The following is a 15,864-nucleotide window of genomic DNA, read 5'->3' on the forward strand; positions in this document are numbered from 1 at the left end:
AAACCGGGCGGCACAGTCAGCGGGCAGACAGCGCACGTCGGCGTTCTAGCCGCCGGAAACTGGTCTGCAAGCCCCGGCCGGGGCTACCACCGAGGCCTTGGGGTGTGTCCCCAAGCGGTCGGCGGTGGCGACGCCGTGCGCCAGGGCCCGTCGCGGATGGAACCGGCGGGGTTTGCCGAACGTCGCACGGTCGTAGTCGACCGCCCCAACAAGCCCGAAAAGCTGCACCGCCCATGGATCATCGACGACACCATAGGGACGCTTGGCTTCGGCGGCGCGAGCGCGCCGTGTCCGCAGTGTAGTAGCCGAGACCCCGGCCAAGCAGTTGTCGTCGACCGTCGTCACAGCGCGATGGTAGCGCCGAGCCCGAATCGCGGCCCGCCGCGGGCGCCGCGACGTAGGCTTTCGGCATGGGACGCCACGTTTTCGACGACAAACTGCTGGCCGTGATCAGCGGGAACTCCATCGGGGTGCTGGCCACCATCAAGCGTGACGGGCGTCCCCAGCTGTCCAACGTGCAGTACTACTTCGACCCGCGAAAGCTGGTCGTGCAGGTGTCGATCACCGAGCCGCGAGCCAAGACACGCAATCTGCGTCGCGATCCGCGGGCCTCGATTTTGGTCAGCGCCGACGACGGGTGGTCGTATGCCGTTGCCGAGGGCACCGCGGAGCTGACACCGCCGGCAGCCGCACCCGACGATGACACCGTAGAGGCGCTGATTACCTTGTACCGCAACATCGCCGGTGAACACCCGGACTGGGAGGAATACCGCCGGGCGATGGTCACCGACCGGCGGGTGCTGCTGACGCTGCCGATCACCCACGTGTATGGCCTGCCTCCGGGCGTGCGGTGACCGGGGATCCGCCGGACCGGGGCCGCGGCGCACGCGCCGCCGCGCACGCGCCGCACCCGCGCCGCCGCGCTACGCTGCGGTTATGGCTGCATCGAACTCCTCGCCGGAGTCAACGTCGGAGGACGAAACCAAACGCAGATTCCGGGAGGCCCTGGACCGCAAGAAAGCGCAGGCATCGGGCGGATCGGCTCACAAAGACGGCGGGGGCAGACAGCCTCGGGCGCACGGGCCCGTCGAGCACCGCCGGGAATTTCGCCGCAAAAGCGGTTGACCCGGCGAGGCGGTTCCGCGATAGCGCGCGGTTCCGCGGTGCACTATCGCGCACTATCGCGGACTGCGGCAAGCGATGCCGTTCGTGCATGCGGATGCGCTTCACTTGGCGTGGCCGCTTTACACTGGGCGGGTGGCGAAACTGCGGCTGGCCCAAGACCCGGACGCCGACGCGCTGCTGGATTCCAACCCGTTCGCGTTGGTTGTCGGCATGCTGCTCGACCAGCAGGTGCCGATGGAAACCGCCTTCGCCGGGCCGAAGAAGATCGCCGAGCGGATGGGCGGCTTCGATGCCCGCGAGATCGCCGACTACGACCCGGAAAAGTTCGCCGCACTATGCTCGGAAAGCCCTGCCATTCACCGCTTTCCAGGGTCGATGGCCAAGCGGATCCAAAGTCTGGCGCAGCTCATTGTCGACCGTTACGACGGAGACGCGGGCGCGCTGTGGACGGCCGGTGACCCCGACGGTCACGAGGTGCTGCGCCGGCTCAAGGAGTTACCCGGGTTCGGGGAGCAAAAGGCGCGGATCTTCCTGGCGTTGCTGGGCAAGCAGTGCGGTATTCGGCCCGCCGGCTGGCGGGAGGCGGCCGGGGAATACGGCGCCCCCGGCACGCAGCTGTCGGTCGCCGACGTCGTCGACGCGCATTCGCTGGAGCGGGTGCGCTCCAACAAGAAACGAATGAAGGCGGCCCGCCACGCCCAGGAACGGTGACGACACAACGACGATCGGGCCGCCCCCCAGGCGTTAAGGCAACGCCCGGAGGCGAGCCCCCTGGCGGGTGGTCAGGGCACCACCGTGGAGCCGATGGTGGGCATGAACTGACACTGCTTTTCCCGGGTGGTGACCTGTCCGAAGATCGTCGACATGATGCTTCCCGACCCGGTGTCGGCAATCGCGGTCAGCGTGGTCGGCCCGTCGGGGTTGATATCGGGGCGCGGTTTCAGCGCGACGGTACCGGATTTTCCGGTGGTCAGGTTCACCCAGGTGACGTTGAGCGGCAGCTTCTGCACATCCGCGGGCCCGGGCGTGCCGACCGCGGTGAACACATAGGCGGTCTGGCCCGGCCCCGGACCGGGCGCGGGAATCTTCGCCGGTCCGGCCACCGACAGCGCGGTGGCGATCGCGTTACCGCCATCCGCCAGGCAGGCGATGCCGATCGAGGGGTACATGAAGTCCTGCGTGGGTGGCGTGTCCGGTCCGAAAGCCGCCGCGGGCGCCGCGCCGGGAGCCGCACCGGCCGGCGGGACAGGCGCGGGATCGGGGGCGGCGCCGGGCGGGGCGGGGGTGGAGGCCGCCGCGGGGCCCGCGGCGTGGGCCGGGTCGATGCCCGTTGGCAGGTGCGCCCACCCGCCCGGTTCTGCCCCGGGCGCCGGCAGGTGCGCCGCGGGAGGGGTTTCGGACGTGCCGGTGGGGTTCGTCGCCGGCAGGCCCGGGTCGGTGGGCGTCGCGGCCGGACCAAAGGAGCCCTGGGCGAACTGGTTCACCGAGGAGGCAACGCTCTTGGACGCGTCGGGCGCCGCCGGATTATGGGTGAACGCCGACGCCGCGGCCATGAGCAGCTGCGATGCTTGCTCGGGGTGGGCGGCGGCTTGCTGGATGATCGGGCTCAACTGCGTTATCGCCGGCAGGCCCGGTAACTGTTGGGCGGCAACGGGCTGGGGCGGCGCGGGGTCTGCGGCCGCCCCGGGGCACAGCGCTAGCGCGATCACTGATGCGATGGCGGCAGCGGCGAAACCGCTGCCCGGATTCCTCTTGCCCGGATTCCTCTTGCGAAGCACGGTGCCTTCTCTCGATCTCGAGCGATCAGCCGGCCGGCACCCCGGTCAGGGCAGTGCGGAAACCGGCAGCAATAACGGGTTTGGCGTGCTGGCCGGCATCGCACCTACGGCTGGCACGCCGACCGTGCCCGGCCGGGTGGCGCCGGGTGGCGTAGGCGTCGCACCGGGCAGAAAAGCGGCCAAGTCGCCCGGGAACGACACCTGTTGCGGCAGCGGTGTTGGGAGGAAGGGCATTGCGGGCAGGTTGACTTGCGCCGACGGCAGCAACTGCGCGGGTCCGGCGGCGGGGGCGGGAACCGTTGCCCCCGGAACGGCGGTAACACCGGAAATGCCGGTGTTTGCTCCGGGAACGGGCGAGATGATGCCCGGTACCGCGGCGGCCGCACCGGGCATGCCCGGCACCGCCGAGGCCGCACCGGGAACGGCCGAGGCCGCACCGGCGGACGGTGGCTGCGGCACTCTGATCGCGGCGCTGGCCAAAGGCGGCGGCGCCGGCGGCGCGGGCGGGGTGGCGCCCAGGGCTGTCGCCAGACTTTGCAGCATCTGCGGAGCGTTGGCCGCGGTATTGACCAGTTGCTCCCCAACGTTGGGAACCGGGGCCGGCGGTGCGGGGTCGGCGTGGGCGGCAGTCCACGGGCCGGCCACGAGCACTGCGGCCGACGACCCCGCCACGACGGCGGCGGTGCGCAATAACGTTCCGATCGGTGACATGACTCTCCCTGCTTCTCGACGACAGGTCCAGGCGCGATGGTTCTCGCACTGCCAAAGTGACTCAAGTGACACGTGTGACGGTTATGTGATCGTTACCCAGACGAACGGTCGCGGTGACCGGGGCGGGCCGACGGGTACCGCGCCCCGGCGAACGCACCGGTTCTGCGCGGCCGGTGTTACCAGCGCCAGCGGTGGCGGTCGCTAAAGTCGAGCAGATAGGCACCACCGTGGCCGCCCCGGCGGCACCCACTACCGGCCGGCAGGCTGTCTTGCTGGACGCTGCCGCGCCGCTGCTGCTGGCTTTGAGCGTCGCAGCACGGCTGGCCTGGACATATCTGGCGCCCAACGGCGCGAACTTCGTCGATCTGCACGTCTATCTCGGGGGCGCGGCCGCCATCGACCACCCCGGCAGCCTCTACAGCTACGTCTACGCCGAGAAGACCCCGGATTTCCCGCTGCCGTTCACCTATCCGCCGTTCGCGGCGGTCGTCTTTTACCCGCTGCACGTCCTGCCGTTCGGCCTGATCGGGTTTTTCTGGCAGGTCGGCACGATCGCCGCGCTCTACGGTGTGGTGCGCCTTAGCCAGCGCTTGCTCGGCGTGCCGGCCGACCACGGCCGCCGCGCCGCGATGCTGTGGACGGCGATCACCATCTGGATCGAGCCCCTGCGGGAAACTTTCGACTACGGGCAGGTCAACGTGGTGCTGGTGTTGATGGGCCTGTGGGCGGTGTACAGCACGCGGTGGTGGTTATCGGGCCTGCTGGTGGGCCTGGCGGCCGGAGTGAAGTTGACCCCGGCGATCACCGGGGTCTATTTCGTCGGTGTCCGGCGCTGGGGAACGGTGGTGTTCTCCGCACTGGTCTTTTTCGCCAGCGTCGCCGCGTCCGCCGTGTTCGCCGGTGATCAGGTTCGCTACTACTTCGCCCAGCTGCTGGGTGACGTCCATCGCGTCGGGCCGGTCGCAACGTCGTTCAATCAGTCTTGGCGCGGCGGGATCTCCCGGATCCTCGGCCACGACGCCGGCTATGGTCCGCTGGTTTTGGCCGCGATCGCCGTCACCGCGGTGGTGGCGATCGCGGCCTGGCGGGCGCTCGATACCGACCGAAGAACCGGCCACACCGAACCTGACCGGCTCGGCAGACTGCTGGTGGTCGAGTTGTTCGGGCTGCTGCTTTCGCCGATTTCCTGGACGCATCACTGGGTGTGGCTGGTGCCGTTGATGATGTGGCTTTTCCATGGACCCCGCTCCGCGTGCCGCGGCGCACGGACCCTGGGCTGGGGATGGCTCGCGTTGACGATCATCGGGGTGCCCTGGTTGTTGAGCTTCGCGCAACCCACCATCTGGCAGCAGGAGCGGCCGTGGTATCTGGCGTGGGCGGGGCTGATCTACGTTGTTGCGGCGCTGGCCACGCTGGCCTGGATCGCGACCACCCGGGCACGGCCCGCGGAGACGGTCGGCACGACTCATGGCCATGTGCCGCCGCCGCGGGCCGCCGGCATCACCGGCCCGGTGCGCAACCCGGCGCGCGCCAACCCTCGGCCGGGTCCCGGCTAAACCCCCAGGATCTCGTTGATGTCGCGCGCCATCGCTATGTCGTTCTCGGTGATGCCGCCCGCAGAATGCGTTACCAGCGAGAAAGTCACCGTCCGCCAACGGATATCGATGTCGGGATGGTGATCTTTCGCTTCGGCGTGCTCGGCCACCCGACGCACCGCATCGATTCCGGCCATGAACGACGGAAACTTTATCGAGCGACGCAGGGTGCCTTCCACCCGCTTCCAGCCCGCCAGCTCGGGCAGCGCGGCATCCACTTGCTCATCCGTTAACACCGCCATAGCACAGACCGTATACCGTCACCCGGTGTGCCGAACCGGGTCATTGTCGCCGGAGCCGTCATCCGCGGCTCCACGGTGCTGGTGGCGCAGCGGCGGAGGCCGCCGGAGTTGGCCGGCCGGTGGGAGCTGCCCGGGGGCAAGGTCGGCGTGGGAGAAACCGAGCGTGCCGCCTTGGCTCGTGAATTGGCCGAGGAACTCGGCCTTGATGCGCACGATGTAGCGGTGGGTGAACGCCTCGGCACGGACATCGCGCTGACCGCGACGACGACGCTGCGGGCCTACCGGGTGTGTCTGGTTCGGGGCCGGCCGCGGCCGTGCGATCATCGCGCGCTGCGCTGGGTGACGGCGGCCGAACTGCCCGATATCGACTGGGTGCCCGCCGACCGTGCCTGGCTGGCCGATCTGGGCCGTGCGTTGACCGCGCAGTGAACGCCGGCGCGATTGCGGGTGACGGCCCCGCCCCGCCGAGAGCAAGGCGCCACCGTAGCCGGCCCGCCTCCGACAGCCTCGACCGGAACGCCCCCTGGGCGGGCTTTTCGCGAAAATCCCGCCCGGCTGTCAGAATCACCCGCGTGGATTTCCGCAACATCGCGATCGTTTCGCACGTCGACCATGGCAAGACCACGCTGGTTGACGCCATGTTGCGGCAGTCCGGGGCGCTGCGGGAACGCGGTGAGCTGACCGAGCGCGTGCTCGACACCGGCGACCTGGAGCGGGAAAAGGGCATCACGATTCTGGCGAAGCACACCGCGGTGCACCGCCATCACGGCGACGGGACCGTGACGGTGATCAATGTGATCGACACCCCGGGGCACGCCGACTTCGGCGGCGAGGTAGAGCGCGGGCTGTCGATGGTCGACGGGGTGCTGCTGCTGGTGGACGCCTCCGAGGGCCCGTTGCCGCAAACGCGATTCGTGCTGCGTAAAGCGCTCGCCGCGCGGTTGCCGGTGATCCTCGTGGTCAACAAAACCGACCGCCCCGACGCCCGCATCGCCGAGGTGGTGCGGGCCAGCCACGACCTGCTGCTGGATGTGCTGTTGGAAGGGGCCGATGACCTCGACGACGACGCCGCGCAAGCGGTCGAGCGTGCCCTGGCCCTGCCCACACTGTATGCGTCCGGTCGCGCCGGGGTGGCCAGCACGACCGCCCCGCCGGATGGCCAGATTCCCGACGGCACGAACCTCGACCCGCTGTTTGATGCTCTGCTGCAACATATTCCGGCACCGACCGGCGACCCGGAGGCGCCCCTTCAGGCGCTGGTCACGAACCTCGACGCATCGGCGTTTCTGGGCCGGCTGGCGCTGGTCCGCATCTATCAGGGCCGGTTGCGCAGGGGCCAGCAGGTGGCGTGGCTGCGTGCGGTCGACGGTGAGCAGGTCATCGCCCAAGCCAAGGTCACCGAGCTGCTGGCCACCGAGGGGATCGAGCGTTCGCCGACCGGGGAAGCCCGCGCGGGCGATATCGTCGCGGTCGCCGACATCCCCGAGATCATGATCGGCGATACGCTGGCCGACCCGGCGCATCCGGCGGCGCTGCCGCGCATCACCGTCGATGAGCCGGCGATCTCGGTGACGATCGGCATCAACACCTCGCCGCTGGCCGGCAAGGTGCCCGGGCACCTGCTGACCGCGCGGATGGTCAAGGCGCGGCTGGACGCGGAACTCGTTGGCAACGTCTCCCTCCGCGTTGTAGATATCGGCCGCCCGGACGCCTGGGAAGTCCAGGGCCGGGGTGAGCTGGCGCTGGCTGTGCTGGTGGAGCAGATGCGCCGAGAAGGATTCGAGTTGACGGTCGGCAGGCCTCAAGTGGTGACCAAGACGATAGCCGGCACGCTGCACGAGCCGTTCGAGGCGCTGACCGTCGACTGCCCGGAGGAGTACATCGGGGGCGTCACCCGGTTGATGGCCGCGCGCAAGGGGCGCCTGGTGCAGCTGACCAACCACGCCACCGGCTGGGTGCGGATGGATTTCCTGGTGCCCAGCCGTGGGCTGATCGGGTGGCGCACCGAGTTTCTCACCGAAACCCGCGGCACCGGCAATGCGCATGCGCTGTTCCACGGTTACCGCCCGTGGGCCGGAGAGGTCCGCGGCCGGCACACCGGGTCGCTGGTCTCGGACCGCTCGGGCACCATCACGGCCTATGCGTTGCTGCAGCTCGCCGACCGTGGCCAGTTCTTCGTCGAGCCCGGCCAGGACACCTACGAGGGCATGGTCGTCGGGATCAACCCGCGCCCGGAGGATCTCGACATCAACGTCACCCGGGAAAAAAAGCTCACCAACATCCGCTCGTCGACGGCGGATGTCATCGAAACACCGGCCAAGCCACTGGAACTCGATCTGGAACGCGCCATGGAATTGTGTGGCCCCGACGAATGTGTCGAGGTGACCCCCGAGGCGGTGCGGGTCCGGAAGGTGCAGCTGCGGGCGAGCGACAGGTTGCGCAGCCGGGCGCGGGCCAAGGCCCGCGGTTGAGACGCCTGCTGGCCGGACGCTCGACCGCGCGGCCCTCCCGGACACCGGATCGTGGTCGTGGTGTCAGGTGCGGGGCCGTCGCCGAGGCCCCCGATACCCTGATGAGCGTGCCGAGACGAGCCCGCCGCGCCGCTATCACGTTCGGCGCGCTGGTTCTGGCGGTAGTGCTGCCGAGTTGCACCGTCCACCCGCCGCCGGCGCCGCAAAGCACCGAGACCTCGAAAAGTGCGCCGCCCCCGCCGCCCCGGGTCATGCAGATCATCGTGGGCATCGACTCGATCGGCGCGGGCTTCAACCCGCATCTGCTGTCGGATCTGTCGGCGGTAAACGCCGCGATCAGCACCCTCGTGCTGCCCAGCGCGTTTCGGCCGGTGCCGGACCCCAGCACGCCGACCGGGTCGCGGTGGGAGATCGACTCGACGCTGCTGGTGTCCGCCGAGGTGACCAGCGAAGACCCGTTCACGGTGACCTACAAGATCCGGCCCGAGGCGCAATGGACCGACAACGCTCCGATCGCCGCCGACGACTTCTGGTATCTGTGGCGGCAGATGGTCAGCCAGCCGGGTGTCGTCGACCCGGCCGGTTACGACCTGATCACCGGGGTGCAGTCGATCGACGGCGGCAAACAGGCGGTCGTCACCTTCTCCCAGCAGTACCCCGCCTGGCGGGAGTTGTTCAGCAACATCCTGCCGGCACACATCGTCAAGGACGTGCCGGGTGGTTTCCCGGCCGGGCTGGCCCGCGCCCTGCCCGTGACCGGCGGCCAGTTTCGGGTGGAGACCATCGACCCGCAGCGAGACGAGATCCTGCTCGCCCGCAACGACCGTTACTGGGGGCCGCCGGCCAAACCCGATCTCATCCTCTTCCGCCGGGCCGGTTCACCGGCTGCGCTGGCCGATTCCATCCGCAACGGCGACACCCAAGTGGCCCAGGTGCACGGCGGGTCTACGGCGTTCGCCCAGCTGTCCGCCATTCCGGAGGTGCGAACGGGGCGAATCATGTCACCGCGGGTCATGCAGCTCACGTTGCGCGCGAACCTGCCCAAGCTGGCCGACCCCCAGGTCCGCAAGGCGATTTTCGGGCTGCTTGACGTCGACCTGCTGGCCGCCGTGGGTGCCGGCAGCGACAACACCGTCACCCTGGATCAGGCGCAGATCCGCTCGCCCAGCGACCCCGGCTACGTGCCGACCGCCCCACCCGCGATGACCAAGGCGGCGGCGCTGGAGCTGTTGCAGGGGGCCGGCTACCGAATCGACAGTGACACCTCCGCGACGGTGGAGCCCCCGGCCGGGGACGCGGCCCCGGCAACCACCCGGCCGCCCGAATTCACCCGCGGCCGCATCACCCGAGACGGCAAGCAGCTGTCCCTGGTCATCGGTGTCGCGTCGAACGACCCGACGTCGGTGGCGGTGGCCAACACGGCCGCCGATCAGCTGCGCAACGCCGGGATCGCCGCGACGGTGCTGGCGCTGGACCCGGTGGTGCTCTACCGTGAGGCGCTGGTCGACAACCGGGTGGACGCCATTGTGGGCTGGCGCCAAGCCGGCGGGGATCTCGCCACGCTGCTGGCCTCCCGGTACGGCTGTCCGGCGCTGGAGGCCACCCCGGTGTCGACGTCGGGCGGGCCGCCGGCCGCCACCTCTGCGGCTCCCACCAAGTCCTCCGCGAACCGCGCCAGCGTCTCGGCGACCCCGACGACAACGCCCGCCCGGACGCTTGACCCCGGCGCGCTGGTGCAGGCGCCGTCGAACATCACCGGAATCTGCGATCGGGCCATCCAGCCGGATATCGACGCGGCCCTCAACGGCACCAAGGACATCAACGAGGTGATCGATGATGTCGAACCTCGGCTCTGGGAGATGTCGACGGTGCTGCCGATTCTGCAAGACACCACCATCGTGGCCGCGGGCCCGAGCGTGCAAAACGTCAGCCTGTCCGGGGCGGTGCCGGTCGGTATCGTCGCCGACGCCGGTCAGTGGCTAAAGATCAGGCGGTAGCGTGGCCGCTGACGACGATAGGGGGCACACGATGGCCGACGAGACCATCCGACCGGATTTCGAAGTGTTGTACGGTGCCGAGCGCGCCGGCGAAGTGCTGGCGCCCTGGGACATCGGGGGGCCGCAGCCGGTGGTCCAACAGCTGGTGGCCTACGGTGCGGTCCGCGGCGAGGTGCTCGACCCGGGGACCGGGCCGGGGCATCACGCGATTTTCTTTGCGTCACAAGGTTATCCGACAACCGGGATCGATGGCTCACCGACGGCGATTGAGCTGGCCAAGCGCAACGCCGAGAGGGCCGGGGTCCGGGTGGACTTCCAGGTGGCCGACGCGACGAAGCTGCAAGGGTTCGACGGCCGCTTCGACACCGTGGTCGACAGCGCGTTCTATCACGTATTCAGCGATGATGAGCAGACCCAGGCCCGGTACGCGCAGGCACTGCATCGGGCCACCAAACCGGGCGCGCGGCTGTTCATGTTCGAATTCGGCCGCCACAACGTCAACGGCGTGCAGATCGACGGCTTGGCGGCCGACAACTTCGAGCGGGTTCTCGGCCCGGCCGGATGGCGCGTCGACTACCTGGGCACCTCAACCTATGTGGGTATCTTCGGGCCGGAGACGTTGGCGTTCATGGAAAAGACGATGGATCCGCGGGCCGAGGCGGCCCGGTTTAAGCCGTTACAAGAGCGGATTCGGGTTATCGCGCCGCTGCTGGAAAACCATCGGGTTCACCTGCCGGTGTGGGCCGTCGTGGCCACCCGGGTGGATTGAGCCGCGGCTAATCGAGTGCGTCGCTTCGTCGTCGGTGCTCTCTCGGGGCGCGGTGCGCGATGACGGTATCCACGATCCGGATGAGTTGCCGGCGGTTCGGCGGCGACCCGGTGAGCAGGAGATGCTGGTTGATCAGCGCCGGCCCGACCCGCGCGGTCAGCGGGGTCAGCGTGGCGGCATCGATTTCGCCGCTGTCCACGCCGGCGCGCAGGATCGATTCGATGATCCGCAACCGGGGGGCGACCACGGCGTCGGCGAAGATGGCACGCAGTTCGGGTTCGTGAATCAGCTGGCCCATAATGGCCAGGCTGGGGAACGCGGTCTTACCCGCCAGGACGTCGCAGTGCGCGGCAAACACCGCCAGCAGATTTTCCCGCGCCGACCGGTCGGGACGGGGCTCGGGCAGCGGCGGCACCGCATAACGCAAGGCGGCCCGCACCAGGTCGTGCTTGCTGGCCCAGCGCCGATACAACGCGGCCTTGCCGGTTCGGGCGCGTGCCGCGATCCCCTCCATCGTCAGCCCGCCGTAGCCCAGAGCGGCCAGTTCGGCTAATGTGGCCTCGAACAACGCTCGCTCGAGGACCGCGCCTCGACGGCGACTGCGAACCGCCCGGGTTTGGGTGCGCTGCTGCGGCATCCTCACGATAGTAGCCGCTAGCGTTCCTATTTATCGGAGCTCGCTGCCGTGCGGGCGACCGGAGGTGCCCGTGGCGGTTAGCCGGCCCGGCGCCGGTATGGTGCGCCCATGCAGGAGACGCCGCGGCTGTTGTTCGTGCATGCACATCCCGACGACGAGACCATCAGCACCGGAGCCACCATCGCGCACTACACCGCCCGAGGCGCGCGGGTGCACGTCGTCACCTGCACCCTCGGCGAGGAGGGCGAGGTCATCGGCGACCGCTGGGCCCAGCTCACCGCCGACCACGCCGACCAACTCGGCGGCTACCGCATTGGCGAGCTCACCGCGGCATTGCGCGCGCTGGGCGTCGAGGAACCCCTCTTTCTCGGCGGGGCCGGTCGCTGGCGTGATTCCGGGATGCCCGGCACCCCGCGTCGGCGCCGGCAGAAGTTCGTCGACTCCGACGACCGGGAGGCCGTCGGCGCGCTGGTGTCGATCATCCGCGAACACCGCCCCCATGTCGTGGTCACCTACGACCCCAAGGGGGGCTACGGGCATCCCGATCACGTGCGCGCCCACGCCGTCACCACGGCGGCGGTGGCCGCGGCCGCCGCCAGCGGGTTCCCGGGCGCGCCGTGGGCGGTGCCGAAGGTGTACTGGACGGTGATGGCGACGGCGGCGCTGGCGGCGGGCTGGCGGGAACTGGGTTCCGACGATGTGCGACCCGAATGGGTGGTCCCGTCGCCCGATCATGATTTCGGCGGCTTCGGGTACCCGGACGAGCAGATCGACACCGTCATCGACGCCCCGGACGTATTGCCCAACAAGGTCGCGGCGCTCGCCGCGCACGCGACTCAGGTCACCGTCGGCCCCACCGGCCGGGCGTGTGCGCTGTCGAATAACGTGGCGCTGCCCATCCTGGCCCGGGAGCACTACGTCCTGGCCGCCGGCAGCACCGGACACCGCGATAAGCGGGGCTGGGAAACCGATCTGCTGGCCGGACTGGGGCTTGGCGAATGAGCCGCCCGGTGGACAGCCGCCCGGCCGTGCGCATCGCCGTGCTGACCGTGCTGGCCGTCGATGGTGTGCTATCGGCGATAGCCGGCGCTCTGCTGCTGCCCGCCTATATCGGCTCGGTCCCGTGTCCCGTCAGCGCGGTGGGCAGTGGTCTGGTCAACGGGGCCGTGGTGTGGGCGGCCCGGTACTGGACCGAGTCCATGCGGGTGGCCGCGTTGCCGCTGTGGACCTGGGTGTTGACGGTGGCCGCGATGAGCTTCGGCGGTCCCGGCGACGACAGAATATTCGCTGGTCGCGGCGTGATGGCCTACGGTGCGCTGCTGCTGATCACCCTGGGCTCTCTGCCTCCGGCATGGGTGTTGTGGCGGCACCGTCGCCGGCTGGGCCGCTCCGGCCGGGGTCCGGGCGCCAACAGGGTCGCCCGGGTCTAAGGTGGCGGGCATGGCCGGCATCGCGTCGTCTGCCGCGTTGCGGCGGGTGTTGCGCCGGGCACGAGACGGGGTGGCGCTGAACGTCGACGAGGCGACCATCGCCATGACCGCGCGCGGGGAGGACCTGTCCGACCTGTGCGCCAGCGCGGCCCGGGTGCGGGACGCGGGCCTGCGATCGGCCGGCAGGCACGGCCCGAGCGGGCGGCTGCAGATCAGCTATTCGCGCAAGGTGTTCATCCCGGTCACCCGGTTGTGCCGTGACTCTTGCCACTACTGCACGTTTGTGCGGGTTCCGGGCCGGCTGCGCGCCCACGGGGCGGGCATGTATCTGGAACCCGGCGAGATCGTCGACATTGCCCGTAGCGGCGCCGAACTTGGTTGCAAGGAAGCGTTATTCACCCTCGGCGACCGGCCGGAGGATCGCTGGGCGGAGGCCCGGGAGTGGCTCGCCCAACGCGGATATGACTCCACGTTGTCCTATGTGCGGGCGATGGCGATCCGGGTGCTGGAGGAGACCGGGCTGCTGCCGCACCTGAATCCGGGTGTGATGAGCTGGTCGGAGATGTCGCGGCTGAAACCGGTGGCGCCGTCAATGGGCATGATGCTGGAGACGACGTCGCGGCGGCTCTTCGAGACCAGGGGACTCGCGCATTACGGCAGCCCCGACAAAGATCCCGCGGTCCGATTGCGCGTTTTAACCGACGCCGGCCGGTTATCCATCCCGTTTACCACCGGCCTGCTGGTCGGCATCGGCGAGACGCAGCAGGAACGGGCCGACACCTTGCACGCAATTCGCAAGTTGCACAAGGAGTTCGGGCATATCCAGGAAGTGATCGTGCAGAACTTCCGGGCCAAGGAACACACCGCGATGGCCGCGATGCCCGACGCCGGCATCGACGATTTGCTGGCGACGGTGGCGGTGGCGCGGCTGGTGCTTGGCCCCGGGATGCGCATTCAGGCACCGCCCAACCTGGTGTCCCGCAGCGAGCGGCTGGCGCTGATCGGCGCCGGCGTGGACGACTGGGGAGGTGTCTCACCGCTGACACCGGATCATGTCAACCCCGAATGTCCATGGCCCGCTTTAGATGAGCTGGCCGCGGTCACCGCGGAGGCGGGCTATGAGCTGGTGCAGCGGCTCACGGTGCACCCCAAGTACGTGCGGGCGGGCGCGGCGTGGATCGACCCCCGGGTGCGTGGGCATGTGCTGGCGCTGGCCGATCCGGCGACCGGCCTGGCTCGCGACGTCAATCCGGTGGGCAGGGCGTGGCAGGAGCCCGACGAGGTGGTCTCCTCCGGCCGGGTGGACCTGCATACGGCCATCGATGCCGAGGGCCGCCGCGGTGAGGCCCGCAGCGATCTGGACAGCGCGTTCGGGGATTGGGATACCATCCGCGACCGGGTGCGTGAGCTGGCGATCCGTGCGCCCGAACGCATCGACACGGACGTTTTGGGCGCGCTGCGTTCGGCGGAGCGCGATCCCGCGGGCTGCAGCGACAAGCAATACCTGGCGTTGGCCACCGCCGAGGGGCCGGCACTGGATGCTGTTGCCGCTCTGGCGAATTCGATACGCCGCGACGTTGTCGGCGACGACGTGACCTTTGTGGTGAACCGCAACATCAACTTCACCAACATCTGTTACACCGGGTGCCGGTTCTGCGCATTCGCGCAGCGCAAGGGCGACGCCGACGCTTACTCGCTGTCGGTCGCCGAGGTGGCCGAGCGTGCCTGGGAGGCCCACGTGGCGGGCGCCACCGAGGTGTGCATGCAGGGCGGAATTGACCCCGAGTTGCCCGTCGGCGGCTACGCGGATCTGGTGCGGGCGGTGAAAGCGAGGGTGCCGTCGATGCACGTGCACGCGTTTTCACCGATGGAGATCGCCAACGGGGTAACCAAAAGCGGCCTGAGCATCCGGGAGTGGCTGATCAGCCTGCGCGAGGCCGGGCTGGACACCATCCCCGGCACCGCGGCCGAGATCCTCGACGACGAGGTGCGCTGGGTGCTAACCAAAGGCAAATTGCCGACGTCGCTGTGGATCGAGATCGTCACGACGGCGCACGAGGTGGGCCTGCCGTCGAGCTCGACGATGATGTACGGGCACGTCGACAGCCCCCGGCACTGGGTTGCTCACCTGAACGTGCTGCGCGACATCCAAGACCGCACCGGGGGCTTCACCGAGTTCGTGCCGTTGCCGTTCGTGCATCAGAATTCGCCACTGTATCTGGCCGGCGCGTCCCGGCCCGGGCCCAGCCACCGCGACAACCGGGCCGTGCACGCGCTCGCGCGGATCATGTTGCACGGGCGGATCTCTCACATCCAGACCAGTTGGGTCAAGCTCGGTGTGCAGGGCAGCCGGGTGATGCTCAACGGTGGCGCCGATGATCTGGGCGGAACGCTGATGGAGGAGACCATCTCGCGCATGGCCGGCTCGGAACACGGGTCGGCCAAGACGGTCCCGGAGTTGATCGCCATCGCCGCCGGCATCGGCCGACCCGCCCGACAGCGCACCACCACCTACGCGCCCGTCGCGGGCAGCATCGCACCGGCGGTCTTTGCGGGGACACAGCGGATTCGTGCGGCCCGGGGCACCTGATTGGGCGGTGTCTGCGACGTTTAGTATCGGTAACCACGCAGCCGATTTTCGCGAAGCGAAAGCTTTAGGGCACACTGGGGATAGGGCTTCGGCTACCGGGATCGGATACCGTAAGCGCCTTCCCGGGGCGTCCTTCGCGGGGCGGAAAGCAGGGGTCAGCTACCAGCATGTGGAGGAGACTTTCGTGACGTACACGATCGCCGAACCGTGCGTCGACATCAAGGACAAGGCGTGCGTCGAGGAGTGCCCGGTCGACTGCATCTACGAGGGCGCGCGGATGCTCTACATCCACCCCGACGAATGTGTGGACTGCGGAGCCTGCGAGCCCGTCTGTCCGGTCGAGGCGATCTTCTATGAAGACGACGTTCCCGAGCAGTGGAGTCACTACACCCAGATCAACGCCGAGTTCTTCGCCGAACTCGGGTCGCCGGGCGGCGCGGCGAAGGTGGGGATGACCGAGAACGATCCGCAGCTAGTCAAGGATCTGCCGCCGCAGGGCGAGAGCGCCTGAACGGGTCC

17 protein-coding genes are annotated in these 15,864 nt (G+C 69.2%); 12 read left to right on the plus strand and 5 right to left on the minus strand.

The window, feature by feature from the left end:
• Positions 1–45: 45 nt before the first annotated feature.
• Positions 46–345 carry a hypothetical protein gene (locus tag QJR12_RS07470; RefSeq protein WP_300580259.1) on the minus strand — a complete coding sequence of 100 codons (300 nt, stop codon included), beginning with the start codon at positions 343–345 and terminating at the stop codon, positions 46–48.
• Between the two features lie 65 nt (positions 346–410).
• On the opposite strand from QJR12_RS07470, the gene QJR12_RS07475 reads away from it, so the two are divergent.
• From QJR12_RS07475 to QJR12_RS07485, 3 genes are all read left to right on the plus strand, one after another.
• Positions 411–854 (plus strand): PPOX class F420-dependent oxidoreductase, encoded by a 444-nt coding sequence (locus tag QJR12_RS07475; protein WP_300580261.1) that lies wholly within the window; start codon positions 411–413, stop codon positions 852–854.
• Positions 855–936: 82 nt separating this feature from the next.
• On the plus strand, positions 937–1,125 hold the full coding sequence (locus QJR12_RS07480) for a DUF5302 domain-containing protein (RefSeq protein ID WP_300580262.1): 189 nt from the start codon (positions 937–939) through the stop codon (positions 1,123–1,125).
• Between the two features lie 132 nt (positions 1,126–1,257).
• Entirely contained in the window at positions 1,258–1,836 is a 579-nt protein-coding gene (locus QJR12_RS07485) for an HhH-GPD-type base excision DNA repair protein (RefSeq protein WP_300580264.1), read from the plus strand.
• A gap of 71 nt (positions 1,837–1,907) precedes the next feature.
• On the opposite strand, the gene QJR12_RS07490 is transcribed toward QJR12_RS07485, so the two are convergent.
• Both QJR12_RS07490 and QJR12_RS07495 read right to left on the minus strand, forming a co-directional pair.
• Positions 1,908–2,843 (minus strand): hypothetical protein, encoded by a 936-nt coding sequence (locus QJR12_RS07490; protein WP_300580495.1) that lies wholly within the window; start codon positions 2,841–2,843, stop codon positions 1,908–1,910.
• Positions 2,844–2,948: 105 nt separating this feature from the next.
• Entirely contained in the window at positions 2,949–3,614 is a 666-nt protein-coding gene (locus tag QJR12_RS07495) for a hypothetical protein (RefSeq protein WP_300580265.1), read from the minus strand.
• 191 nt (positions 3,615–3,805) lie between these two features.
• Here QJR12_RS07495 and QJR12_RS07500 point away from each other — a divergent pair, with 191 nt between their 5' ends.
• A complete protein-coding gene (locus QJR12_RS07500; protein ID WP_300580267.1) occupies positions 3,806–5,170 on the plus strand; it encodes a mannosyltransferase in 1,365 nt (454 codons plus the stop codon).
• Here the strand turns inward: QJR12_RS07500 and QJR12_RS07505 are convergent.
• Positions 5,167–5,451, minus strand: coding sequence for a 4a-hydroxytetrahydrobiopterin dehydratase (locus QJR12_RS07505; protein WP_300580269.1), 285 nt, complete (start codon positions 5,449–5,451; stop codon positions 5,167–5,169). The genes QJR12_RS07500 and QJR12_RS07505 overlap by 4 nt on opposite strands.
• Before the next feature lie 27 nt (positions 5,452–5,478).
• Between QJR12_RS07505 and QJR12_RS07510 the strand changes: the two genes are divergently transcribed.
• The 4 genes from QJR12_RS07510 (at position 5,479) to QJR12_RS07525 (ending at position 10,688) form a co-directional block, all read left to right on the plus strand.
• A complete protein-coding gene (locus QJR12_RS07510) occupies positions 5,479–5,880 on the plus strand; it encodes an NUDIX domain-containing protein (RefSeq protein WP_300580270.1) in 402 nt (133 codons plus the stop codon).
• 143 nt (positions 5,881–6,023) lie between these two features.
• Positions 6,024–7,922 carry a translational GTPase TypA gene (typA, locus tag QJR12_RS07515; protein ID WP_300580272.1) on the plus strand — a complete coding sequence of 633 codons (1,899 nt, stop codon included), beginning with the start codon at positions 6,024–6,026 and terminating at the stop codon, positions 7,920–7,922.
• A gap of 101 nt (positions 7,923–8,023) precedes the next feature.
• Positions 8,024–9,919 (plus strand): ABC transporter family substrate-binding protein, encoded by a 1,896-nt coding sequence (locus QJR12_RS07520; protein WP_300580273.1) that lies wholly within the window; start codon positions 8,024–8,026, stop codon positions 9,917–9,919.
• A gap of 31 nt (positions 9,920–9,950) precedes the next feature.
• Positions 9,951–10,688 (plus strand): class I SAM-dependent methyltransferase, encoded by a 738-nt coding sequence (locus QJR12_RS07525; protein WP_300580275.1) that lies wholly within the window; start codon positions 9,951–9,953, stop codon positions 10,686–10,688.
• A 7-nt stretch (positions 10,689–10,695) separates the two neighbouring features.
• On the opposite strand, the gene QJR12_RS07530 is transcribed toward QJR12_RS07525, so the two are convergent.
• On the minus strand, positions 10,696–11,325 hold the full coding sequence (locus QJR12_RS07530; protein ID WP_300580277.1) for a TetR/AcrR family transcriptional regulator: 630 nt from the start codon (positions 11,323–11,325) through the stop codon (positions 10,696–10,698).
• Between the two features lie 108 nt (positions 11,326–11,433).
• On the opposite strand from QJR12_RS07530, the gene mshB reads away from it, so the two are divergent.
• The 4 genes from mshB (at position 11,434) to fdxA (ending at position 15,856) form a co-directional block, all read left to right on the plus strand.
• A complete protein-coding gene (gene mshB, locus QJR12_RS07535; RefSeq protein WP_300580278.1) occupies positions 11,434–12,327 on the plus strand; it encodes an N-acetyl-1-D-myo-inositol-2-amino-2-deoxy-alpha-D-glucopyranoside deacetylase in 894 nt (297 codons plus the stop codon).
• On the plus strand, positions 12,324–12,755 hold the full coding sequence (locus tag QJR12_RS07540; RefSeq protein ID WP_300580280.1) for a hypothetical protein: 432 nt from the start codon (positions 12,324–12,326) through the stop codon (positions 12,753–12,755). Before mshB ends, QJR12_RS07540 begins: the two co-directional genes overlap by 4 nt.
• 10 nt (positions 12,756–12,765) lie before the next feature.
• Positions 12,766–15,345 (plus strand): bifunctional FO biosynthesis protein CofGH, encoded by a 2,580-nt coding sequence (locus tag QJR12_RS07545; RefSeq protein WP_300580281.1) that lies wholly within the window; start codon positions 12,766–12,768, stop codon positions 15,343–15,345.
• 184 nt (positions 15,346–15,529) lie between these two features.
• On the plus strand, positions 15,530–15,856 hold the full coding sequence (fdxA, locus tag QJR12_RS07550) for a ferredoxin (protein ID WP_300580283.1): 327 nt from the start codon (positions 15,530–15,532) through the stop codon (positions 15,854–15,856).
• Positions 15,857–15,864 lie beyond the last annotated feature (8 nt).

Origin of the sequence: Mycobacterium sp. (genome assembly GCF_029961025.1) — a bacterium.
Classification (GTDB): Bacteria; Actinomycetota; Actinomycetes; order Mycobacteriales; family Mycobacteriaceae; genus Mycobacterium.